We start from the raw sequence: 23,787 nt of genomic DNA, 5'->3' as shown, positions 1-23,787 counted from the left end.
GTGCAGATCGGCAGACTGATTCTGTCGGCGCAGCGTACTGCTGTGCGTACAACCCCTTGTCCAGTAAATATAAGGAATAACAATGACCACTGTCTATGAATCCAATCGCTTTGCGTTTCACGTTTCATGGGGCTCAATATTGGCCGGGAGCGCCATGGCACTGGCGACCTATCTGATCTTGAGTGTACTGGGTACCGCTGTCGGCGCATCGGCCGTGGATCCGCTGCAGGCAGGCAATCCCCTGAGTGGCTTCGGTGTCGGAACCGGCATCTGGCTGTTTGTCACCACCTTGCTCTCCCTGGCCGCAGGGGCCTTTGTCGCCGGCCGAACCGCACCCAACCGGGGCGGTTTACACGGCCTGTTGAGCTGGGCGGTCACTACCTTACTGACCACCTGGCTGGTTATTTCTTTGGCAAGCGGCGTGGTCGGTCTGGCCGGAAATGCCGTTGGTAAAGGATTATCTCTGGCGGGTAACGGCCTGGCGGCGGCGGCACCGGGCATTGGCGACAGCGTTAAGCAGCAACTCGACAAACAGGGCATCAGCCTGGATTGGGATGATTTGCAAAATCAGTTGGCTACCACGCTCAAGCAAACTGGCAAGCCGGAATTAGACCCGTCCAAATTGGAACAAAAAACCGAACAGGCTGGTGCGGACGGTAAACAGTCGGCGACCGATGCTGCCACCGATCCGGCCCAGGCCGCAGCGGAGCTTAAGCAATGGTTCGAGCGCGTGAAGCAATCTGGTGAGCCAACCCTGAATGCCGCTGATAAGGACGCACTGGTGAACATCGTTGCGGCTCGTACCGGCAAGAGCCACGCTGAAGCGACCCAAATTGTCGACAACTACGCTCAGGCTTATCAGCAGGCAGTACAAAAAGTCGAAGAACTGAAGGCTCAGGCTGAACAGAAAGCCCGCGAAGCGGCGGATGTGGCAGCCAAACAAGTCTCCCGTGCCGCCTGGGGCTCCTTGCTGATGCTGCTGTTGGGTGCCGCGCTGAGTTTTGGTATCGGGCGGATTGCGGTATCAACACGTCGCAACGTTGTTGTGAGTTGATCAAGGATGGATGTGTCATGAAACGAGACCTGTCATCGATCTCATTGAATTATCGCAAAGTGGTTGGGGCTTCGATACCGGTACTGGTTATCGATTTCTTCAATGAAAAAAACGAGCGTTATACCCTGCGCTATAATTTGCCGCCGGATACCCCGGAACGGACGGAGCGACGGGTGTCTTTACTGCTGCATCTGCTGCGCAAGCAAAGACCGCATGTGATTGATGACCCTACGCCATAAACACGCTTAAAGAGTGAGCCTCACAGGTGAACTGCCCACAGAAAATGGGGCAGTTCACATTAAGCGGCTTATTTCAGGGTAAAGCAGTAAATGAACAACGTCCCAAATTAAAGATTAATAGTGCCGTCAATAACCGTTACCGTCTTGCCACCAATCCAAATGCCGTCCTCCCGATACTGGATCGTTATACGGCCGTTGCGTTGAATGGCCGTTCCCTGGCGAGTTCGGTAATCTTTATTTACCCCGCACGCGGAAAAATAGCGCGCCAGACAGGCATTGGCACTACCGGTGACCGGGTCTTCCGTCAATGCCCCATTTTCAACCATCAAAGCACGAACCTCAAATTGCTCCTCACCCTGGCTACATGGCCCAAACGGCATCAAACCATTCACCTGTGCGCGTTTCAGCAGAAGCTCCAACGTACTGACGTCAAGGCTGACTTCTAACACCGCGTCAGCCGAGATCATTGGTACCAATAGCCAGCGGATCCCCATATCAACGATGGTTACCCTCTGTTGTGTATCCAATGTTTCGTGGTTGAACACAGAGCTAAGAAAATCATCGTCAAACGGCGTAAACACTGCCTCCGGTGCCGCAAATGCCAGCGAACCCAGAGGGGCAATATTGACATTCACCAGACCGACACCGCACTCCTGAACCAGTCTGCCTGCAGTTTTTGGCACCAGCCCAGCTTCCAGTAATGCATGAGCGGTACCCAGCGTAGGATGACCGGCAAACGGCAACTCACCTTCGACGGTAAAAATACGCACCCGATAGTCGGCCTGATTATCTGTCGGGGTTAACACAAAAGTCGTTTCAGATAAATGCGTCCAGCGGGCGATCGCGGCCATCTCGTCATCGCTTAACACATCAGCATCCAGAATAACTGCCAACGGATTACCGCCAAAAGGCAATTCAGAAAAAACATCAACCTGCTTGAAAGCAACTGTTCTGGTCATAGCACACTCGTTGATCCTATTCGGTAGGAGAATGATTATTCACCCTGGGAATCAGATTACCTCATCGGGTCACTTGACCAAAATCCCCCACTTCTTCATGCGTGAAAGTAGCGTAGTGCGTTTGAGCCCCAGACGCTGCGCGGCACCACGGGGGCCGGCCACCACGCCGTTGGTTTCCTTCAGCACGCGGATAATCCGCTGGCGTTCGTCTTCTCCCGCCTGGATCGGCTCCGCTGCCGGCAAGGGTAAGGCCATCGAAGGCACCGGATAGCGCAGTTCGGGCAACTCCAGATTAAGTACCGTACCCTGCGTCAGCAATACCGCCCGTTCGATGACATTCTCCAGCTCGCGCACATTGCCCGGCCAGGGCATCTGGCTTAGAAGACGCAGGGTCTCTGCCGGAATACTGTCGATGGTGCGCTTCATCCGACGGGCGATTTTATAGGTGAGAAACTTCACTAATTGCGGAATGTCTTCCGGCCGCTCACGCAAGGGGGGGATGACAATGGGGAACACATTCAGTCGGTAAAACAGGTCGCTGCGAAACTCGCGATCGGCCACCATTTGCTGCAGGTCACGGTTGGTGGCAGCAATCAGACGCACATCTACCGAGATCACCTTGTTACCGCCTACCCGTTCAAACTCCCTCTCCTGCAATACCCGCAGCAGTTTAGGCTGAAGTTCGACGGGAATTTCCCCCACTTCATCCAGAAACAGCGTTCCTTTATCCGCCAGTTCAAAACGCCCCATCCGCTGGTTGGTGGCCCCGGTGAAGGATCCCTTTTCGTGACCAAACAAATCGCTTTCCAGCAAACCAGCCGGCATCACCGCGCAGTTCATTTTCACCATGCGCTGGTCACGCCGCTCACTCAGGTTGTGAATAGCGCGAGCAATCAATTCTTTACCGGTGCCGGTTTCGCCGAGGATCAGCACCGAACAATCACTCTTGGCCACCATTTCGACCTGTTTCAGCACCGCAGACATCACCACGCTGCGCCCGACAATCTCACCGAAGTCCGGGTTATTGCCATTGATTTGCTCGGTCAGATACAGGTTTTCATGCACCAGGCTCTCTTTGAGCCGATTGATTTCCTGGTAGGCCAACGCATTGTCCACCGCAATGGCGATACGTTCGGCAATCTGCTGCAACACCCGCAGATTGGCAGCGTTGAAATTGTCCGGCTGACACTGTGCCAGCTTCAATACGCCCAGGGTCTTTTTGCCAAACACCAGTGGCAAGAGGCACAGCGTTTGGATTTGATCATGCCAGAGATCGAACAGTTGGCGTTCATAGGCCGCCAGGCGATCGGAATGCTTGAGGTTCAGCAGCAGCATTTCGCCGCTCTGCATCACCTGTTCCGATAAGGTTCCTGCCAGCGCCACGCTGTACTGTTGGCGCTCGACCACGTCGTCTTGCAAATAATGCGTGGAGTAGATGGTCACCTGATCGGTTTTATCGACACACAACACCATGCTGATGGCGTCGATCTTGAAAAAACGGTGGATCTCCGTTGATATTTCGCCAATCAAATCATCCAGATCTAGCTTTGACAGCACCGCGTTGGTCACGTCGACCAAAACACGGTAATCGTCTCGCTCATGGCGCAACTGGCGCTGGCGTGTTTCTGCCTGCTCACGCAATGTGATCTGCTCTGCCGCCAACGCGACCAACTCCATCAGCGTCTGTAACTGCACCAGACCCGCATCACTGAAAGGTTGCGCGCTATTGCGTAACAGTTCGCAACCGCCAATCAGGCTGCCACCGGCATGCAGTGGCATCAGGCAATAGTGGCTAAAGGATGGGTACAACGCCAGGGCGCTGATTTGTGGGTAACGCGCATGCAGATCTTCACTCTGCCAACGTTGTGCCAGTGGGCTCTGCCGTAACCGGCTGACCGGTCCGTTAGCCAGCAGGGTTTCATCCTGATAGATAACCGGCTGCCGCTGCGCGTCCAGCCCATGAAAACACACGCGCTCACTGTGTGGGTCAAACAGCACCAGCGTTACATTGTCGGCCAGTTGCTGACGTTGCAGCAGCTGGCGTAGTTGCCGTAACAGATCGGCGAAGCTGTGCTGACTGAGCAGCGTGCGAGTTATTTCGAGTAATTCTTGTTTTTCTAATTGTGCATTCGACATTGTTTATCACTTGCCTGAGTCGCGATGATGATGTTAGTGAGTCACGTCACAAAGTGTAACGCTGGGCGGCAAGGTTCTCCCCCGACCGGATCAACAAATGCGCGGCAAAGGTTCAGCATGCGGCAAATCCAGCAGGCGGCTGATGCCATAAGCGCCTTGCAGCCTCACCTGACGTCCTGACGTCACCCGGCCAATCACCGTAGCGGCCTTGCCCAACGGGTGAGCCTGCAAGGCAGCCAGCACTGCAAGTTCAGCCTCAGGTGCGGCCACCACTACCAGTTTTCCCTCGTTGGCAAAGTTGATGGCATCCAGCCCCAGCAATTCGCAAATGCCCCGAACCGCCGGCGTTATCGGCAGCAGATTCTCTTCCACCTCGATACCCACACCGGCCGCACGTGCAAACTCATGCAGAATGGCGTTCACCCCACCACGGGTGGCATCGCGCAATGCCCGCACGCCATTAATGGCCCGCAATGGCGCGATTAACGGAGCCAACACCGCACAGTCACTGATCACGTCCAGCGACATGCCCAGCTTTTCCCGCAGGTTGAGGATAGTCGCCCCGTGGTCGCCCAGGGTGCCGCTGACAATAACGGTGTCGCCGACACGGATATGGGTCGCCGCCCAATCCAGGCCCGGGGGGATCACTCCAATACCGGCGGTGTTGATAAACAGCTTGTCGGCGGCCCCCCGCTGCACCACCTTGGTATCCCCGGTGACAATGCGAATACCGGCCTGCTGTGCGGTGGCGGCCATCGAAGTCACCACCCGCTGTAAATCGGCCAACGGCAAACCTTCTTCCAGGATGAACCCGCAGGAGAGATAACGCGGTAATGCACCACTGACCGCCAGATCGTTAGCCGTACCGCAAACTGCCAGTTTGCCAATATCGCCGCCCGGAAAGAAAATCGGGTCAATCACGTAGCTGTCGGTGGTAAATGCCAGCCGATCGCCCTGTTGGGTTAACTCGGCCAAATCCAGTCGGGCCTGATCTTCGCGCTGATCCAACTGTGGGTTGGCGAAGGCCGGCAAGAAAAGCTCATCCAGCAGTTGTTGCATCGCCGTGCCGCCGCTGCCGTGAGCCATGGTAATCACGTTATTCATGCCGGGGTTTCCTCTGTTTCACGGCGGTATTGGTACCAGGCGGCGCAGGCCCCTTCTGAAGACACCATCAGCGCACCAAAGGCGTTTTGTGGCGTACAGCCTCGGCCAAACAACGGGCAATCTCGCGGTTTGCAGCGCCCGGTCAGCACTTCCCCACAGCGGGCATGAGGATCGTCAGCCACCTGCCGATGCTGCGGGCGAAAACGCCGTTCTGCATCGAAGGCACGATAGGCAGCGGTCAGGGCAATGCCGGAGTCGGCAATGGTGCCAAGACCGCGCCATTCGCTGCCGCCGCCCAGCACAAAAACGTCGCTCATCGCCTGCTGTGCCAGCAGATTGCCCTGTTCCGGCACCACCCGCCGATATTGGTTTTCGGTTTGGCTCTGCTGCCCGACGAACTGTTCAATCAACATCATCACCCCTTGCAAGATATCCAGCGGTTCAAAGCCGGTTACCACCAGGGGCTTGTGGTATTGCCGGCTGATAAAGTCATAGGGCTCGGTGCCGATAACCATGCTGACATGGCCGGGCGCCAGAAAACCGTCGATGCGCACATCCGGCTGTTGCAACAGGCTGCGTAAGGTGGGGATCAGGCTGATGTGCTGGCAAAACACGCTGAAGTTGTCGAGCGCTTCCAGCCGGGCCTGTTGCAAAGTGATCGCGGTGACCGGCATGGTGGTTTCGAAACCCAGGGCAAAGAACACCACCTGCCGCTGGGGATTTTGCCGCGCCAGCATCAGTGCATCCAACGGCGAATAAACCACCCGCACGTCGGCCCCGCGCTCGCGAGCCTGCAGTAACGAGCCTTGTTTGCCCGGTACCCGCAGCGCATCGCCGAAGGTGCAAAAAATCACCTCCGGGTGAGCGGCGATTTCGCAGCAGGCATCGATACGGCCCATGGGTAACACGCAAACCGGGCAGCCGGGGCCATGAATAAATTCAATCTGTGGAGGCAGCAGTTTATCCAGCCCAAAGCGGAAAATGGCATGGGTATGGCCACCGCAAACCTCCATGATTTGCAAGGGGCGCTCGGCGGTAAACGGCAACTGCACCGCTCGCTGCCGGATATGCTGTAGCAGGGTTTTTACCCGTTGCGGATCGCGGAATTCATCAACGTAATGCATGGTTGCCTTCCCCCGCCAGAAACAGCGCTACGTCCTGCTCCACTTCCCCCATCGCCTGCAGTGCCGCCAGCATCTCCTCGGCCTCTTGTTGGTCAAGGCGACTCATCGCGAAGCCCACGTGGATCAGCACCCAGCAACCGATCATCGCCTCTCTCGGCTCACCGTCCTGACGCACCAACGCAATGTTCACTTCCCGTTGCACGCCACAGACTTCAGCCCAGGCGTGCTGAGGCTGCTTTTCATCCAGCGCCACGATCTGCCCGGGAACGCCTATGCACATAGCTGTTCCTCCAGCCAGGCCAGCCACTGATCCATGCCTTCGCCGCTGGTCGCCGACAGGGTAATCACCTCAATGGTCGGGTTCACCTGTCGCGCATTGTCGATGCAGGTGGCCAGGTCGAAGTTCAAATACGGCAGCAGATCGATTTTGTTGAGCAGCATCACCCGGGCAGCAGCAAACATATGCGGGTACTTGAGTGGCTTGTCTTCCCCTTCGGTGACCGAAAGCACCGCCACCTTATGGCGTTCCCCGAGATCAAAACTGGCTGGGCAAACCAGATTGCCGACGTTTTCGATAAACAGCAGGCTATGGGGTTTGAGTTCCAGACGCCGGGCGGCCTCGTGAACCATTTGCGCATCCAGGTGACAACCTTTCCCGGTATTAACCTGAATCGCTGGGACGCCGGTGGCGCGGATGCGTTCTGCATCGTTAGTGGTTTGCTGGTCACCTTCCACCACCGCGCACGAATGCCGACCACGCAGCCGCAGCAAGGTTTCTGTCAGCAGCGTGGTTTTGCCGGAGCCAGGGCTGGAAACCAGATTCAGCGCCAGAATATGTTGCCCGGCAAAATAATGCCGGTTACCTTCCGCCAGGCGATCGTTTTTATCCAGCACCCGGGTTTCAATTTCCAGCATCCGGCGCTGGCTGATGCCCGGCGCATGGGTGCCCGCCAACCCCAGGCCGTAATGCAGATCGCCCTGCACATTGCGTTGCGGGCGGAATGGCACCTTCACTTCCCCTTCAATCGTCAGTTCGCCCTGGGCACATCCGCAGGTACTGCACATAGTCGTTCCCCTCTGTTATTCAATTTCCAGACGTTTTATCTGCAAACCATCATCGGCCTGCACCCGCAGGTTGCGCCCGGAGCAGTGTGGACAAACCAGCACCTGCGGCATCAGTAACTCGACGTCGGCCTGGCAGTCATAACACCAAGACAGCGCTTTCTGTTCGACCAGATGCAGTTCGCAGCCTTCGGCCAGGGTGTCGCGGCATACCATGTCAAAGCAGAACCTCAATGACTCCGCTTCGACACAGGAAAATGCGCCAATCTCGAACCACACCGCGGTAATACGCTGCGCATGATGTTGGTTAGCCTGTTGCTGCATTATTTCCATCGCATGTTGGCACAAGGTTATTTCGTGCATCCGGCCTCCGGTAATGGCGATAAAACGCGTTATTTACCTCACATTGCAAATAGGGTGCCAAGTCGCCAATGACATATTTGTCGAGCGTCATGTCATCGTCAGTGATTAACCCGTTCATTGCCTAACCGGCTGGCGGGTTAATTTAATCCTGATAATTGAATTAAAAGGAAATAATGAAATTTACCGGAGCTTGGCACGCTTTATGCTTTAACTCGCTGACCCGGAGCTATTTCGACAACGACCATCAATATTGAGTGACGACAATGAGTACAATCAGTGAAGTAACCAGTCAGGCCGATTATATCGCCAACAAAAGCAACCGCCTGATGGCGCAGTGGCAGACTTACCACAGCACGCTGGTCAAGGCGGTAACCACCACCAAAAAGAAGATTAATCATCAGTTTACCTACGGGCAGGAAAACGATCTGCGCTTTGTACTGTTCAACCACTTTACGGTCAGTATCCAACTGAGCGAGGGCTTTTACAGCCGTGATATTTGCTACCGTATTAATCTGGCTACGGCCCATGAGCCGGAAAACTTTGCCCCATTCGCCCATGCCACGCTGGATGAAAATGGCAATATCGACGGTGTAATAAACAACCGCGACATGCAGGCGGTATTTGATCATTATCTGGATAAGATCGCCGTTATTTATCAATGCCTGTTTGATTCCCTGCATGACGGCCACGCCATTCATGATGCACTGAAGAAAATAACCTTACCCGTCTGACCGTCGGCGTTAATCACCGACAGAAAACTGTCGAAGCGTCATTTTTTACTGACGATTTCGTCATAAATGACGAAGCAAGGAGTGTGCATGAACCGCTTTATTATTGCGGACCCCAAATTGTGTATTGGCTGCAATACCTGTATGGCCAGTTGTTCTGCGGAACACCGGCAACAAGGTTTGCAGGCATTACCCCGCTTGCAGGTGATACGTAACGCCCGCGACTCGGCCCCGGTGATGTGCCACCAGTGTGAGGATGCTCCCTGTGCACAGGTATGCCCGGTCAACGCTATTCGTCATCAGGATAACGCCATCGTACTGAACGAAAGCCTGTGCATCAGTTGCAAGCTCTGCGGCATTGCCTGCCCGTTCGGGGCGATTGGCTTCGGCGGCAGTAGCCCATTGGCGATCCCCAGCGACTGCAACACCCCGCTGGCACTGCCGGCGGCCAAGGCACCACGTCCGATCAGCGCCTTCCTGGATTGTGTGCCCGGTGTGCGTGCCGTGGCAGTGAAGTGCGATCTCTGCGACTTCAGCCCCGAAGGCCCGGCCTGTATCCGCACTTGTCCAACCCAGGCCATCCGACTGGTCACTGACCTGGACGTTCGCAACGCCAGCGAACAGAAAAGGCGCAACGCCATGCAGGCGCTCAGCGCCGAGTTGCCGTTCACCGCCGCCCCTGGATCCCACAAGGAGCCGAATTGATGATGTATGCCCTTCTGCCCGACCCGTTGTTGCTGCTGACGCCGGCATTGGTGGGGTATTTACTCTGCGCCCTGTTGGGCTGGTTATTGGCCCCCTGGTCACGCATCAGCGTCCTGCTGAGTGGCGGCACCTTGCTCTGTGCTGTCGCTTCGCTGCTGGCGGCGCTGCAAATGCTGTTTGCGCCACTGCACAGCGATCGTTTGCCTTGGTTGCATTACGCAGTGGAAATCAGTGGCCTTAACGCCCTGTTGCTGCTGGTGATGGCGCTCAGCGGGATCTTTGCCGCGCTGTATCACGCAGGCAGCTTATCCAGGCTGAACCCGCGCGCCCGTGGCCGACAGGTTGGATTAATCAATCTGATGCTGGCGGCATTAAGCGCCGCAGTGATGGCCGATAACGCCCTGGCTTTGCTTTTGTTACTCGAGCTGGCGGCACTGTGCGGCTATTTCCTGATTGTCCATGCCCTGAGCGCTAAAAGCCTGCGCGCCGGGCATAGCCAGTTCTTGTTGATGCGCTCAGGTACCCTGCTGTTGGTGCTCGCCTTCGCGCTGATCTATTCCCACAGCCACAGCCTGCAGTTCAGCGAGATCCGTGCCACGCCATTGCCGGATGCGCTGCGCAACGGCGTTTTCCTGCTGGCGCTGGCCGGCTTTGGCATTTTTGCCGGGGTGATGCCGTTACATGCCTGGGTGCCGCAGTCCCACAGCAGTGCGCCCGCCTCCGCCGCCATGCTGTTTTCCAGCGCGCTGATGAAGGTCGGCCTGCTGGGTATTTTGAAAGTCGGACTGGATCTGCTGGGCACGCCGCCGTTGTGGTGGGGATTACTGGTGCTGCTGTTGGCTGCCGGCACCGCCTTTTTCGGTGGGTTGTATGCGCTGATGGAACACGATCTGCGCCGCTTGCTGGCTTACCACACGCTGGAAAATATCGGCATCATCCTGCTGGGGATCGGGGGAGCCATGGTCGGTATGGCGCTGCAACTGCCGTTACTGACCGCCTTCGCCCTGATTGGTGGCCTGTTCCACCTGCTGAATCACAGCCTGTTCAAAAGCGCATTGCTATTGGCGGCAGGAGCGATTGAACAGCAGACCGGGCTGAAGGACATGGAAAAAATGGGCGGTTTGGCACGGCTGATGCCCTGGACCGCCGTTTCCTTGCTGATTGGCCTGGTGGCGATGGCGGCATTACCGCCGTTGAACGGTTTCGCCAGTGAATGGTTGATCTACCAGGGGCTGTTCCACTTTAGCGCTGCGCCCGGCTTTATTGGTCATCTGTTCGGCCCGCTGTTGGCCGTGGCTCTGGCCCTGACCGGTGCGCTGGCGGTGATGTGCGTCAGCAAGGTCTTTGGTGTTGCCTGTCTGGGAGCACCACGCTGTGCTGCCGCCGCGAATGCCGTTCAGGCCAACCATTGCCTGACGCTGAGCCATGCGCTGCCTGCATTGTTGTGTCTGGTTTGCGGCCTGGGTGCGCCCTGGATCATTCCGCTGTTTGCCCGCCTGACCGGTATGACGGCCGAGCAGTCGCTTTCCGTTACCGATACGCTGGTTTCCACCCCGCTGATCGCCATTTTATTGCTGGCGATGCCGCTACTGCCGTTGTTGATCGCGGCGCGTTATCAGGCTCGTCGCCAACCTCGCCGGGTGCAAGGCAGCGCCTGGGCCTGCGGCTATGGGCATGAAGACGCGATGGTGATCACCGCGACCGGCTTTGCTCAACCGCTGCGGGTGATGTTTGCCCCGCTGTATCAACTGCGTCGCTGGCTGCCGGAAAACTTCGGTAATGGGTTACACCGTAACGCATTCGTGGCCTTCTGCCGTGGCCTGGCCGCCATAGAGCTGGCGGTGCTGTTGGTCGTGGCTTTTGCCTGAGGAGATGACAATGACCTATCCCAATGTATTACTCGGACTGGCGCAGGCTCTGCTGCTACTGGCTATTGCCCCGCTATTTGCCGGTATCAGCCGGGTGCTACGCGCGCGCATCCATAGCCGTCGCGGCCCCGGCGTATTACAGGAATACCGTGATATCGCCAAACTGCTTAAACGCCAAAGCGTGGCACCGGGGGCTTCCGGCCTGACATTTCGCGCCATGCCTTACTTGCTGACCGGCACCTTGCTGGCCATCGCCTGTGCGCTGCCGATGTTGACCACCGCCTCACCGCTGCCCGCCATCGGCGATGTGATCACGCTGATCTATCTGTTTGCCGTGGTGCGCTTTGTGTTTGCCATTGCCGGGTTGGATACCGGCAGCCCCTTTACCGCCATCGGCGCCAGCCGCGAGGCGGTGTTAGGCATTCTGGTCGAACCGATCCTGCTGCTCGGTCTGTGGGTGACGGCGCTGGTCGCCGGTTCCACCCAACTGAGTGCCATGGTGCAGAGCCTGCTGGGCTTGCCGCATCACGCGGGATTAGCGCTGCTGTTGGCCGGTTTGGCCTGCGCGTTCGCCACTTATATTGAGATGGGCAAGCTGCCGTTCGACATGGCCGAGGCCGAACAAGAGCTGCAGGAAGGCCCGTTGACGGAATACTCCGGCGTTGAGCTCGGCATCATCAAATGGGGCATCAGCCTCAAACAACTGGTGGTACTGCAACTGTTCCTCGGCGTGTTCCTGCCCTGGGGCCAAGCGGCACAGCTCACCGCTCCGCAACTGTTGATCGGGCTGGTACTGGCGCTGCTCAAGCTGCTGTGCGCAGTGACGCTGATCGCACTCATAGAAAACAGCGTGGCACGTTTGCGCTTCCTGAAAACCGCCCGTACCACCTGGGCCGGGTTTGGGCTGGCTTTTCTGGCGCTGGTTTCCTGGCTGGTCGTCGGCTGAATAATGATTAAGGCAATCAATAATGACTAACGAACATCAAGGCCAGCACTATCTGGCGGCACTGCAGCAACAGTTTCCTGCAGCCATGCTGGCAGCAGAATGGCAAACGGCCGATCAGTTGACGGTCACCGTGAAACTCAATGCGCTGCCGGAAGTGGTGGAATGGCTGTATTACCAACAGGGTGGCTGGCTGTCGGTGCTGTTTGGTAACGATGAACGCACGCTGTGTGGCAGTTATGCGCTGTATTACGTGCTGTCGATGGAGAAAGGCACCAAGTGCTGGATCACGGTGCGTGCCGAAGTCGACGCCCAAACGCTGGAGTTCCCTTCCGTGACGCCACGGGTACCGGCGGCCGTCTGGGGTGAACGTGAAGTGCGCGACATGTATGGCCTGCGCCCGATTGGCCTGCCGGACGAACGCCGCTTGGTACTGCCGGATGACTGGCCGGACGATCTCTACCCGCTGCGCAAAGACGCCATGGATTATCGCCAACGGCCTGCCCCCACCACCGACGTGGAAACCTATCCATTCCAGAGCCTGGCCGGTAGCAAAGCCAACGTGGTGCCGATCGGCCCGCTGCATATCACCTCGGATGAACCTGGCCATTTCCGGCTGTTTGTCGACGGTGAAGACATCATTGATGCCGACTACCGGTTGTTCTACGTGCACCGGGGAATGGAGAAGCTGGCCGAAACCCGCATGGGTTACAACGAAGTGACCTTCCTGTCGGACCGGGTGTGTGGCATTTGCGGGTTTACCCACAGCGTGGCGTACACCAGTTCAGTCGAGAACGCGATGGGCATTCAGGTGCCGGAGCGCGCCCAGATGATCCGCTCAGTCCTGCTGGAAGTGGAGCGCCTGCACAGCCACCTGTTGAATCTGGGGCTGGCCTGCCACTTCGTCGGTTTCGACTCCGGCTTTATGCAGTTCTTCCGGGTGCGTGAACAGTCGATGAAGATGGCTGAAATCCTGACCGGGGCGCGTAAAACCTATGGTTTGAACCTGATTGGCGGCATCCGCCGCGACATTCTGAAAGACGACATGCTGCAAACCCTGCGGCTGGCGGCGCAAATGCGCAGTGAACTGGTGGATCTGGTCGATATCTTGCTCAGCACGCCAAATACCGAACAGCGCAGCGTCGGGGTTGGCCGTCTCGATCCACAGGTTGCCCGTGACTACAGCAACGTCGGCCCAATGATCCGCGGCAGCGGCCACCGCCGCGATACCCGCATCGACCATCCGTTTGCCGGTTACGCCAAGCTGCCGGTGGAACTGTGCGTGGAAGACGGCTGCGACGTCTATTCGCGGCTTAAAGTACGTATTCACGAAGTGTTCAACTCGCTCGGCATCATCGAGTTCGGGCTGCAAAGCCTGCCCAGCGGGCCGCTGGCGGTGGACGGTTTCACCTATATCCCGCACCGCTTTGCCCTGGGCTTTGCCGAAGCCCCGCGCGGTGATGACATCCACTGGAGCATGACCGGCGACAACCAGAAGCTGTTCCGCTGGCGCTGCCGGGCCGCGACCTACGCCAATTGGCCGACCCTGCGTTACATGCTGCGCGGCAACACGGTTTCTGACGCCCCGCTGATCATCGGCAGTCTGGATCCCTGCTATTCCTGTACCGATCGCATGACCATCGTCGACGTACGCAAGCGCCAGTCCATCATCGTGCCGTACAAAGAGATTGAGCGTTATGGCATCGAACGGAAAAACAAACCGTTCTAACCGGAGCCCATCATGCTGAAACTGATTAAAAAAGTGCTGAAAACCGGGCCAGCCACCGTGGCCTATCCGGCCCAGCCGTTGGTGATTGACCCGAACTTTCGTGGCAAACCCGAATACAACCCACAGCAATGTATTGCCTGTGGTGCCTGCGCCAACGCCTGCCCGTCCAATGCGTTGACCATGGCGACAGACCTGAGCAACGGCACGATCCGCTGGCAGCTGTTTCTCGGACGTTGCATCTTTTGCGCCCGCTGCGAAGAGGTTTGCCCCACCGCCGCCATCCGGCTTTCGCAACAGTTCGAACTGGCGGTGTGGCGCAAAGAAGATCTGTACGAGCAAGCCGATTTCGCCCTCTGCCATTGTCGCCAGTGTGGCAAGCCCTACGCGTCGCAGAAGGAAATTGATTATGCCATTGCGCTGCTTGGACTGAACAGTACCGAAACCGCCGCGCGCCGCACGCAGTTTGAAACCTGCCCGGCCTGCAAACAGCAGCAAAACCTGACCCAGGCCGATCGCATTGACATTGGCCGCCATCTGACCCGGGAGGTCATCTCATGAATCCGCCACTGATTGGCCCTCGCGACGAAAATGGCCTGCCGGTGCCGATCACCCTCGACGAAAGTATCGCCAAGCTGAAAACCACCCTGCTGAAAGATATCCGCCGCTCGGCCTATGTTTACCGGGTGGACTGCGGGGGGTGCAATGGCTGCGAAATCGAGATTTTCGCCGCTATTTCCCCGCTGTTCGATGCTGAACGCTTCGGTATCAAAGTGGTTCCCTCACCCCGCCATGCCGATATTTTGCTGTTTACCGGCGCGGTCACCCGCGCCATGCGGATCCCGGCGATCCGCGCCTGGCAGGCGTCGCCCGATCCCAAAATCAGCATCTCTTACGGTGCCTGCGGCAACAGCGGTGGCATCTTCCACGATCTGTACTGCGTATGGGGCGGGACCGATCGCATCGTCCCGGTCGATGTCTATATTCCCGGTTGCCCGCCGACCCCGGCGGCCACCATTTACGGTTTTGCCATGGCGCTCGGCCTGTTGGATCAAAAAATCAAAGGTCGCCAGCATGATGAAACCGATGGCGAAGCCACCCGACTGTTGCACCCGGCATTGCCCCAGCCACTGCGGGTATTGCTGGATCGGGAAGCCCGGCGGATGGCCGGATATCGCTATGGCCGTCAGATCGCCGATCAGTTTATGCAACTGCTGGCCGCAGACAGCCCCCTGCCGGTCGAACAGCGCATTAGCACTTACCTGCAACAGCAGGACGATCTGCGCCTGAGTGAGATTGTCGGCAACCTGCAGGGCATCTATCAGCGGGTACTGCGTGGGGAGCTGCGACTATGAGCCATTCCCATGCGCAGGTGGTGTTTTACTCCCTGAGCCGCAAGTTCGTGCAGGAGAAAAAAGCCCCGCCCAAAGCCCAGGAGGTGATCTATTACAGCCTGGCGATCGGCCACCATCTGGGGGTTATCGACTGTCTGGAGGCCAAACTCAGCTGCCCGCTGGCCGGGTTCCACGGCTGGGTGGCCCAACTGCCCGCCGACAGCACCGCCCGGCGCAAGCTGGAAGGGGTCGACCGCTTCGGTGAGATCTGTATCGACAGCAGCCACACCCACCTGTTGGCCACCGCGTTGAGCGGGGCCGCCCCGCAGATGAGCGCCCAACAGCAAGACTGGAGTCAGCAACTGATCGCCCTGCTGCAGTCGATTGAAAACGAACCCGCCATTTACCTGATGGTCCGGAGGCATGATGACTGACGTTTTATTGTGTGTAGGCAACTGCATGATGGGAGATGACGGCGCCGGGCCGCTGCTGGCGGAACTCTGTGCCGGTAATCCCCCCGCCGGCTGGACGGTGATTGACGGCGGAGCCGCGCCGGAGAACGACATTGGCCATATCCGCGAACTGCGCCCCGATCGGTTGGTGATTGTCGATGCCACCGACATGGGGCTGGCGGCGGGTGAAACCCGGGTGATCGATGAAAAAGACATCGCCGACATGTTCATCATGACCACCCATAACCTGCCGCTCAATTTCCTGATCGACCAACTGCGCGAAACGGTGCCGGAGATTACTTTTATCGGCATTCAGCCCGAGGTGGTGGCGTTTTACTACCCGATCGGCGCGGCGGTACAGCAGGCGGTGACCCTGCTGCATCAACGCCTGCATGACTGGCCGATTAACGGCGGCTACTCGCCACTGGTGGTGACGAATGTCTGACACGGCATCGTCATTTGTGTCGACATGCCGTCGGACACTTCGTCATCACCAGGCTAACTCACTGCTTTTACTTGATTTTCAGGATTGGCATGCTTTATGCCTAATCCGAGGCACAACCTATCCATTGTCATACCCGGATGAAGGGTAACCCAGGAGTTATTGATGAACCGGTTTATCATCGCCGATCCCAAGAAATGCATCGGCTGCCGTACCTGTGAAATTGCCTGCGTGATGGCACACAGCGAAAGCCAGGATATTTCAGCGCTCAACGCCGCCAGCTTCGCCCCACGCCTGCACGTGATCAAAGGCGTTAACGTCAGCACCGCCGTGCTGTGCCGCCAGTGTGAGGACGCTCCCTGTTCCAACGTCTGCCCCAATGGCGCTATCAGCCGCACCAACGGCATGGTGCTGGTGATGCAGGAACGCTGCATCGGCTGCAAAACCTGCGTAGTGGCCTGCCCCTACGGCGCGATGGAAGTGATCACCCGCCCGGTTATCCGCCAGAACGGCGCCATGATGAGCGCCACCACCGAGAAAGCCGAAGCCCATAAATGCGACCTGTGTATCGGCCGTGATAGCGGCCCGGCCTGTATGGAAACCTGCCCAACCAATGCGCTGCACTGTGTGGATCGCAACATGCTGCAGGAAATGAACGCCGAGAAACGTCGTCGCGCCGCACTCGACACCATGTCGTCACTGTTTTAGGAACTGAACCGATGAAAAAAATCACAACCGTCTGCCCTTACTGCGGTGCAGGCTGCAAAATGAAACTGGTGGTCGACAACGGTAAAATCATCCGTGCCGAAGCGGCTGAGGGCGTGACCAATCAGGGCGAGCTGTGCCTGAAAGGCTATTACGGCTGGGACTTTCTCAACGATACCAAGCTACTGACCCCGCGCCTGAGCCAACCGCTGATCCGCCGTGAAAAAGGCGGCAAGTTTGAGGCCGTCAGTTGGGATGAGGCGATCCGCTACACCGCCCAGCGGTTGCAACAGATCAAAGATAAGCACGGTGCCAGCGCCATCATGCACACCGGCTCATCACGCGGTACCGGCAATGAAACCAACTACGTGATGCAGAAGTTCGCCCGGGCGGTGATCGGCACCAACAACGTCGACTGCTGCGCCCGCGTCTGCCACGGCCCATCGGTGGCGGGTTTGCAGGCCACGCTGGGTAACGGCGCGATGAGCAACTCGATTGGTGATATCGAAAACTCCAAATGCCTGCTGGTCATCGGTTACAACTGCGCCGACTCACACCCTATCGTGGCTCGCCGGGTGCTGAAGGCCAAAGAGAAAGGCGCGCAGATTATCGTGTGCGACCCGCGCCGTATCGAAACCGCGCGCATTGCTGACCAGCATTTGCAGATCAAGAACGGCTGTAATATGGCGCTGGTGAATGCCTTTGCTTATACGCTGATTGAAGAAAACCTGTATGACCGCGATTACGTGGCGAAATACACCGAAGGATTCGAGGCTTACCGTCAGCAGTTGGCGGACTATGCGCCGGAAGCGGTAGAACAACTGACCGGCGTCAGCGCCCAGCAAATTCGCCAGGCGATGCGCACCTACGCTAGCGCCCCTTCTGCCACCATTATGTGGGGCATGGGGGTCACCCAGTTCGGCCAGGCGGTCGACGTGGTCAAAGGGCTCGCCAGCCTGGCGTTGCTGACCGGTAATCTGGGCCGGGCCAACGTGGGCGTCGGCCCGGTACGTGGGCAAAACAACGTTCAGGGCGCCTGCGACATGGGCGTGCTGCCGAATGAGTTCCCCGGCTATCAGGCCGTCACCGACGCTGCGGTACGCGCCAAGTTCGCCACCGCCTGGGGAATTGATGCCGCCAAAATGGATCCGAACGTGGGTTATCGCATCACCGAAATTCCGCATTTGGTTCATGAGGGCAAAGTGAAAGCCTACTACATCATGGGCGAAGATCCGTTGCAGACCGAGGCCGACCTGAGCCTGGTGCGCGGCGCGTTCGAGGCGCTGGAGTTTGTGGTGGTGCAAGACATCTTCATGACCAAAACCGCCGAACAGGCCGACGTGATCCTGCCCGCCACCTCCTGGGGTGAACATGGCGGCGTGTTCTCCTGTGCCGACCGTGGGTTCCAGCGTTTCGAGAAAGCCATTGAACCGCAGTACAACGTCAAACGCGACTGGGACATCATCAGTTTGCTGGCCACCGAGATGGGTTATCCGATGCATTACGACGATAACCAGCAAATCTGGGACGAAATGCGCGAGCTCTGCCCGCTGTTTTATGGCGCGACCTACGAAAAAATGGGCGAGCTGGGCCACGTGCAATGGCCTTGTACCACGCTGGAAAGCCAGGGCACCCCTTACCTGTATCAGGGTAATCAGTTCACCACGCCGACCGGCAAAGGCCAGTTGTTCGCCACCACCTGGCGTGCCCCGGCGGAAGTGCCGGATGCCGGTTATCCGCTGGTACTGTGTACCGTGCGTGAAGTCGGTCACTACTCCTGCCGTTCGATGACCGGTAACTGCGCCGCCCTGCAAACTCTGGCGGACGAGCCCGGCTTCGTGCAGATCAATCCGCAGGATGCCGAAGCGCTGGGTATTGCCGACCAGCAACTGGTGTGGGTCAGCTCGCGCCGCGGCAAGGTGATCAGCCGCGCCAACTATAACGAGCGCATTAACCTGGGCGCAGTGTATATGACCTACCAGTGGTGGATCGGCGCCTGTAATGAGCTGACTCAGGAGAATTTGGATCCGATCTCCAAAACGCCGGAAACCAAATACTGCGCGGTAAAACTGGAGGCGATTGCCGATCAGAACTGGGCGGAAAACTATGCGCAACAGAGCTATAGCGATATGAAAGCCCGCCTGCGGCGCGCGGTTGAAGATGTGATGTAAAGTTACACAGTCACTTTGTAGGGGGCGAATACATTCGCCCCGATTAACGCGGGCGCAGTATGCAGCGCCCCTACACAGAGAGTAATAAAAAGTGTCCCATTCAGGATTACTGCTGCGCATCAGCGGCAAAGTACAGGGCGTCGGCTTCCGGCCTTTTGTCTGGCAACTGGCCGAACAACTCAACCTGCATGGCGAAGTCTGGAACGACAGCGCCGGGGTGGAAATTCGCCTGGTACAACCCGTTGATCTGGAAGTATTCCTGCATGTGTTGTACCAGCAGGCCCCGCCTCTGGCGCAGATCGAACGTATCCAGCAACGCGCGTTTACCTGGCTGCAAGCCCCCAACGATTTCAGTATTCGCCCCAGTCAGCATGGCGTCAAGGCGACCCAGATCGTACCGGATGCGGCGACCTGCCCCCAATGCCTGCAGGAAATGAACGATCCGCAGGATCGGCGTTACCGTTATCCTTTTATCAACTGCACCCATTGCGGCCCTCGTTTTACCCTTATTCGCGCCATGCCTTACGATCGCCCGGCGACCAGCATGGCGCCCTTCACCCTTTGCCCACACTGTGCCTGGGAATACCATTCTGCGCAGGACCGACGTTTTCATGCCCAGCCGGTGGCCTGCAGCGACTGCGGCCCCCAGTTGTTTAGCTGTCTGGCTCAGGGTCAGGCACAGCATCAGGGCGAAGCCGCGCTACAACAGGCGGTGGCTGCGCTGGCCGCCGGACAAATTGTGGCGATCAAAGGTCTGGGTGGCTTTCACCTGGCTTGCGACGCCACCGACACCCAGGCCGTCGAACGGCTGCGTCGGCGTAAACGGCGGCCAGGCAAACCACTGGCGGTGATGGTGCCGGATGCCAGTTGGCTGGTGCGCTGCGCCAGTGGCATTGACCAGGTGCAGTTGCAGGCGTTGTTGACTTCGCCCGCCGCGCCGGTGGTGCTGGTCCCTCAATCCGCTTACTCACCGCTGTCTGCCGCCGTTGCGCCACAGCTCGATGAAGTGGGCCTGATGTTACCCGCCAACCCGATTCAGCATTTGCTGATGCAGGCCATACAACGTCCCCTGGTGATGACCTCAGGCAATGCCAGTGGCCGTGCTCCGGCGTTAACCAATGACCAGGCCTTGGCCGACCTGGACGGCATTGCCGATCTGTGGTTGATGCACGATCGCGAGATCCTGCAACGCGTTGACGACTCGCTGGTGCGTTTGCTAACCGAGGGCCATGAAATGATCCGCCGGGCGCGCGGATTTGTTCCCGATGCCCTGCCGCTGCCGCCCGGCTTCCCCACTCAGCAGGCCCTGTTGGCGGTGGGCGGCGATCGCAAAAATACCTTTTGCCTGGTGCTGGGCGATCAGGCCCTGCTCAGCACGCATTTTGGCGATTTGGAGCAAGAGGATATTCAGCAACAGTGGCAACAGGCCATTCAGCACTTCACCGGCCTGTACCATTGCCAGCCACAGCGGCTGGCCAGCGATGCTCATCCCCATTACATCAGCCATCAATGGGCCGCCCGGCAGTCACTGCCGGTGACCCCGGTGCTGCATCATCATGCGCATCTGGCCGCTTGTCTCGCCGAGCACCGCTGGCCACTGGAAGGCGGGCCGGTGATTGGTCTGGCACTCGATGGCCTCGGGTACGGCCAGGGCGGTGCTTTGTGGGGCGGCGAATGCCTGCTGGTTGATTATCGCCGTTGCCGTCATCTGGGGGGATTACCCGCAGTGGCACTGCCCGGCGGCGATCTGGCCGCACAGCAACCCTGGCGTAACCAGTTGGCGCATTTCGCGCGCTTCGTACCGGACTGGCAAAGCTACCCTCAGGCCGAGCGGCTGCAGACTCTGCCCTGGCAACCGCTGCTGAAAGCGATTAACGCCGGTATTAATGCCCCGCTGGCCTCCTCCTGCGGCCGTTTGTTTGACGCCGCCGCTGCCACCCTGGGCTGTGCCCCGGCACAACAGAGTTGGGAAGGCGAAGCGGCCAGCCGGTTTGAAGCCCTGGCTCACCAGAGCGGACCTTGCTCTCACCCGGTGACATCGTCACTGAAAGGCGAGCAATTTGATCTTGCTGCGTTCTGGCAACAGTGGCTGGGCTGGCAAGCCCCCGCCCCTCAACAGGCCTGGGCGTTCCATGATGCGCTGGCGCAAGGCTTTGCCAACCTGGCCAAATTTTTTGCCGCTCGGCATGGCATCCAACATGTGGCGTTAAGCGGCGGCGTGCTGCACAACCGCTTATTACGTGAACGGCTACAGCACCATCTGGCACCGTTGCAGGTGCTGCTGCCACAACAACTGCCGGCGGGCGACGGTGGGCTGGCATTGGGTCAGGCACTGGTCGCCTGTGCCCAGCATTCCCCGACTTCCTCTGTAAACCCTGACAGGATGTAACATGTTAAACCGCGAGTTTTTCCACACCCATACCCGCGCCTTTTGGCTATTACTGGCGTTGGTAGCGCTGAACCTGTTGGCCTGGGGAACGGCATTTGCCGCGTTCCATCAGTATCCGGCACTGATCGCCGCCGCTTTGCTGGCTTATGGTTATGGGTTGCGCCATGCGGTGGATGCTGACCATATTGCCGCTATCGACAACGTCACCCGCAAGCTGATGCAGCAAGGCCAGCGCCCGGTGTCCGTCGGCGCATTCTTCTCTTTGGGCCACTCCAGCATCGTGATCCTGGCCTGCATTGCGATTGCCGCCACCTCTCTGGCGTTTGGCGATCGCATTGGCTGGCTGCATCAGTACGGCGCGACTCTGGGTACGCTGATCTCCTCGCTGTTCCTGCTGGCCATGGCACTGTTGAACTGGCTGATTTTCCGCGATGTTTATCGCATTTTCCGTCAGGTGAAACGCGGGGAGAAACTGGTGGAGCAAGATGTTGCCCTGCTGGTGAACGGCACCGGCGGCGTGATGACACGGCTGTATCGCTTTGCTTTTAATCTGGTGAATAAAAGCTGGCATATGTATCTGGTCGGCTTTTTGTTTGGCCTGGGTTTTGATACCGCTACCGAAGTCGGCCTGTTGGGCATCTCCGCGGCGGGTGCCACCTCGGGTCTGTCGGTCTGGTCGATTATGGTGTTCCCATTGCTGTTCGCCAGCGGCATGGCGCTGATTGACTCGCTGGATAACTTTGTGATGGTCGGTGCTTATGGTTGGGCCTTCAATAAGCCGATCCGCAAGCTGTATTACAACATGACCATTACCGCCACCAGCGTGGCGATTGCTTTGGTGATCGGCGGCCTGGAAGGTCTGGGGTTGTTAGCCGACAAGCTGGGGTTACAGGGTGGCCTGTGGCGTGGTGTTGAAGTTCTCAATGACAACATGGGCAGTGTAGGTTACGCCGCCATCGCGCTATTTGTGGTGCTGTGGGCATTGTCCGCGCTGAATTACCGGCGCAAAAATTATGACTCGCTGACCCTCTAGCCCCCTGACGGCAGCCCAGCAGGCTGCCGTCCCCCTTAAGAGAATATGGGTTCGGCGTGCGCCACGGAAGCGGCGCGAAGTGTGCGTAAACCAATAAGTACCACCACCACCATGACAAGCCCCGCAATAATAGGGATACCGAAGCCTGCGCGTGCGCCGTAGGCATCAATAACCAGGCCCGCCAGCGCAGCACCCAGCGCCACGCCGATACTGATGCCGGTCGTCATCCACGTCAGTCCTTCGGTGATCCTGGACGGTGGCACCAGGATAGTACCGAGATTCATGACGATCACTATGGTCGGCGCAAAGGACATACCGGCCACAAAAATCGTTCCCATCATGATATAGACATCCGCAGAAAGAATCGGCAGTACGGCCGTGGCTGCAGTTAGCAGTATGCCGATAAGGAATTGACGTTCGATGGGTAACGTTAACCGGACGGCGCCGAAGGCCAGTCCCGCGACCATCGAGCCGAGCGCGTAAGCGGCCAGAATCAAACTGGCGGCCGTTGGCCAGCCCTGTACATTAGCGAAGGCCACCACAGCCACATCAATTGAACCGCCTGTCACCCCCATCGCCAAAAGTGCCAGGACAATGGTACTCATACCGGGGATACGCAAGGTTGAACCGGTATGCTCACCCGTATTTTTGACCACCTTAGGTTCCGTCTGTCGTTGCAGAAGAAAAATGGTTACGCCAATCACCAGTAGCAGAACAGCCACCAGCGGACCTGCTGCGGCGAAAAGACTGGTGCTGAGGCCAATCGATAAAGGCGGACCGATAACGAAGGTCAGCTCTGCCAGCACGGTATCCAGGGAGAACGCGGTGTGGAGTTGGGGTTTACCACGGAAAAGCAGTGTCCATCGCGCTCTTATCATCGCAGGCATGCTCGGCATCGTGCCTGCCAGTGCGGCAAAAATAAAAAGCACCGGAATTGGGGCTTGCCGATGTGCTGTTGTCATCAACGCCAGAAGCATGGCAATACTGAAAGCGGTAACCCAGGGAAGCACCCGCCGCTGTCCTTGCCGATCCACCAGTTTGGAAATCTGCGGGCCAATCAGTGCGTTTGTCAGCGTAAATATGCCGGCCACCGCGCCGGCCAGCCAATAAAGGCCGCTCTGTTGTACCAGCATGGTAATAATGCCGATGCCGATCATCGCCTGTGGCAGACGGGCGATAGAACTCGCGAACACTAACCCCTTTACGCCCGGGGTTGTCAGCAGTTCACGATACGGGTTGGCCATACTTTT

Annotated in this window: 23 protein-coding genes; 15 read left to right on the top strand and 8 right to left on the bottom strand. The window is 58.1% G+C overall.

The genetic code is table 11. From position 1 onward, the window contains the following. The first annotated feature begins 82 nt into the window (after positions 1-82). Positions 83-1,054: a cell envelope integrity TolA family protein gene (locus NHG65_RS12990; protein WP_499183442.1), complete on the top strand. Its 972-nt coding sequence runs from the start codon at positions 83-85 to the stop codon at positions 1,052-1,054. 17 nt (positions 1,055-1,071) lie between these two features. Then, positions 1,072-1,293 carry a hypothetical protein gene (locus tag NHG65_RS12985; protein ID WP_499183441.1) on the top strand — a complete coding sequence of 74 codons (222 nt, stop codon included), beginning with the start codon at positions 1,072-1,074 and terminating at the stop codon, positions 1,291-1,293. A 107-nt stretch (positions 1,294-1,400) separates the two neighbouring features. Here NHG65_RS12985 and NHG65_RS12980 read toward each other — a convergent pair whose 3' ends face one another. The 7 genes from NHG65_RS12980 to hypA form a co-directional block, all read right to left on the bottom strand. Beyond that, positions 1,401-2,252, bottom strand: a complete 852-nt coding sequence (locus NHG65_RS12980) for a PhzF family phenazine biosynthesis protein (RefSeq protein ID WP_499183440.1) — start codon at positions 2,250-2,252, stop codon at positions 1,401-1,403. Positions 2,253-2,321: 69 nt separating this feature from the next. Continuing rightward, on the bottom strand, positions 2,322-4,388 hold the full coding sequence (gene flhA / locus NHG65_RS12975; RefSeq protein ID WP_261417285.1) for a formate hydrogenlyase transcriptional activator FlhA: 2,067 nt from the start codon (positions 4,386-4,388) through the stop codon (positions 2,322-2,324). A 90-nt stretch (positions 4,389-4,478) separates the two neighbouring features. Next, a complete protein-coding gene (gene hypE, locus NHG65_RS12970; RefSeq protein WP_499183439.1) occupies positions 4,479-5,492 on the bottom strand; it encodes a hydrogenase expression/formation protein HypE in 1,014 nt (337 codons plus the stop codon). After that, a complete protein-coding gene (hypD, locus tag NHG65_RS12965) occupies positions 5,489-6,616 on the bottom strand; it encodes a hydrogenase formation protein HypD (RefSeq protein WP_099062033.1) in 1,128 nt (375 codons plus the stop codon). The genes hypE and hypD overlap by 4 nt, the downstream gene beginning before the upstream one ends. After that, entirely contained in the window at positions 6,603-6,896 is a 294-nt protein-coding gene (locus NHG65_RS12960; RefSeq protein WP_085116814.1) for a HypC/HybG/HupF family hydrogenase formation chaperone, read from the bottom strand. The genes hypD and NHG65_RS12960 overlap by 14 nt, the downstream gene beginning before the upstream one ends. Then, positions 6,887-7,681 carry a hydrogenase nickel incorporation protein HypB gene (gene hypB / locus NHG65_RS12955; protein ID WP_499183438.1) on the bottom strand — a complete coding sequence of 265 codons (795 nt, stop codon included), beginning with the start codon at positions 7,679-7,681 and terminating at the stop codon, positions 6,887-6,889. Before hypB ends, NHG65_RS12960 begins: the two co-directional genes overlap by 10 nt. A 15-nt stretch (positions 7,682-7,696) precedes the next feature. Then, a complete protein-coding gene (hypA, locus tag NHG65_RS12950; RefSeq protein WP_207976801.1) occupies positions 7,697-8,041 on the bottom strand; it encodes a hydrogenase maturation nickel metallochaperone HypA in 345 nt (114 codons plus the stop codon). 263 nt (positions 8,042-8,304) lie between these two features. Between hypA and hycA the strand changes: the two genes are divergently transcribed. The 13 genes from hycA (at position 8,305) to NHG65_RS12885 (ending at position 22,537) form a co-directional block, all read left to right on the top strand. After that, on the top strand, positions 8,305-8,772 hold the full coding sequence (hycA, locus tag NHG65_RS12945) for a formate hydrogenlyase regulator HycA (protein ID WP_099062029.1): 468 nt from the start codon (positions 8,305-8,307) through the stop codon (positions 8,770-8,772). Between the two features lie 87 nt (positions 8,773-8,859). Then, on the top strand, positions 8,860-9,474 hold the full coding sequence (locus NHG65_RS12940) for a 4Fe-4S dicluster domain-containing protein (RefSeq protein WP_207976803.1): 615 nt from the start codon (positions 8,860-8,862) through the stop codon (positions 9,472-9,474). Then, on the top strand, positions 9,474-11,342 hold the full coding sequence (locus NHG65_RS12935; protein WP_499183437.1) for a proton-conducting transporter transmembrane domain-containing protein: 1,869 nt from the start codon (positions 9,474-9,476) through the stop codon (positions 11,340-11,342). The genes NHG65_RS12940 and NHG65_RS12935 overlap by 1 nt, the downstream gene beginning before the upstream one ends. A 10-nt stretch (positions 11,343-11,352) precedes the next feature. Then, positions 11,353-12,288: a respiratory chain complex I subunit 1 family protein gene (locus NHG65_RS12930; protein ID WP_099062026.1), complete on the top strand. Its 936-nt coding sequence runs from the start codon at positions 11,353-11,355 to the stop codon at positions 12,286-12,288. Positions 12,289-12,310: 22 nt separating this feature from the next. After that, on the top strand, positions 12,311-14,014 hold the full coding sequence (locus NHG65_RS12925; RefSeq protein ID WP_207976809.1) for a hydrogenase large subunit: 1,704 nt from the start codon (positions 12,311-12,313) through the stop codon (positions 14,012-14,014). Positions 14,015-14,026: 12 nt separating this feature from the next. Continuing rightward, positions 14,027-14,572, top strand: a complete 546-nt coding sequence (locus tag NHG65_RS12920) for a formate hydrogenlyase complex iron-sulfur subunit (protein ID WP_099062024.1) — start codon at positions 14,027-14,029, stop codon at positions 14,570-14,572. Beyond that, positions 14,569-15,366 carry an NADH-quinone oxidoreductase subunit B family protein gene (locus NHG65_RS12915; RefSeq protein ID WP_099062023.1) on the top strand — a complete coding sequence of 266 codons (798 nt, stop codon included), beginning with the start codon at positions 14,569-14,571 and terminating at the stop codon, positions 15,364-15,366. Before NHG65_RS12920 ends, NHG65_RS12915 begins: the two co-directional genes overlap by 4 nt. Beyond that, positions 15,363-15,779, top strand: coding sequence for a formate hydrogenlyase maturation HycH family protein (locus tag NHG65_RS12910; protein WP_219016201.1), 417 nt, complete (start codon positions 15,363-15,365; stop codon positions 15,777-15,779). Before NHG65_RS12915 ends, NHG65_RS12910 begins: the two co-directional genes overlap by 4 nt. Further along, positions 15,772-16,242 carry a hydrogenase maturation peptidase HycI gene (gene hycI, locus NHG65_RS12905; protein ID WP_219016200.1) on the top strand — a complete coding sequence of 157 codons (471 nt, stop codon included), beginning with the start codon at positions 15,772-15,774 and terminating at the stop codon, positions 16,240-16,242. Before NHG65_RS12910 ends, hycI begins: the two co-directional genes overlap by 8 nt. A 162-nt stretch (positions 16,243-16,404) precedes the next feature. Continuing rightward, entirely contained in the window at positions 16,405-16,947 is a 543-nt protein-coding gene (hydN, locus tag NHG65_RS12900; RefSeq protein ID WP_099062020.1) for an electron transport protein HydN, read from the top strand. An 11-nt stretch (positions 16,948-16,958) separates the two neighbouring features. Beyond that, a complete protein-coding gene (fdhF, locus tag NHG65_RS12895) occupies positions 16,959-19,115 on the top strand; it encodes a formate dehydrogenase subunit alpha (RefSeq protein ID WP_099062019.1) in 2,157 nt (718 codons plus the stop codon). A gap of 91 nt (positions 19,116-19,206) precedes the next feature. Beyond that, entirely contained in the window at positions 19,207-21,504 is a 2,298-nt protein-coding gene (gene hypF / locus NHG65_RS12890) for a carbamoyltransferase HypF (protein WP_499183436.1), read from the top strand. A gap of 1 nt (position 21,505) precedes the next feature. Then, complete coding sequence (locus tag NHG65_RS12885) at positions 21,506-22,537, top strand: HoxN/HupN/NixA family nickel/cobalt transporter (protein WP_219016197.1); 1,032 nt, start codon at positions 21,506-21,508, stop codon at positions 22,535-22,537. A gap of 35 nt (positions 22,538-22,572) precedes the next feature. On the opposite strand, the gene NHG65_RS12880 is transcribed toward NHG65_RS12885, so the two are convergent. Further along, a complete protein-coding gene (locus tag NHG65_RS12880) occupies positions 22,573-23,781 on the bottom strand; it encodes an MFS transporter (RefSeq protein ID WP_219016196.1) in 1,209 nt (402 codons plus the stop codon). Positions 23,782-23,787 lie beyond the last annotated feature (6 nt).

Source organism: Serratia myotis (genome assembly GCF_027474885.1).
GTDB classification, from domain to species: domain Bacteria; phylum Pseudomonadota; class Gammaproteobacteria; order Enterobacterales; family Enterobacteriaceae; genus Serratia; species Serratia proteamaculans.
The sequence above is the reverse complement of the archived record's forward strand: the minus strand, read 5'-3'. Positions and strand labels throughout refer to the sequence as shown.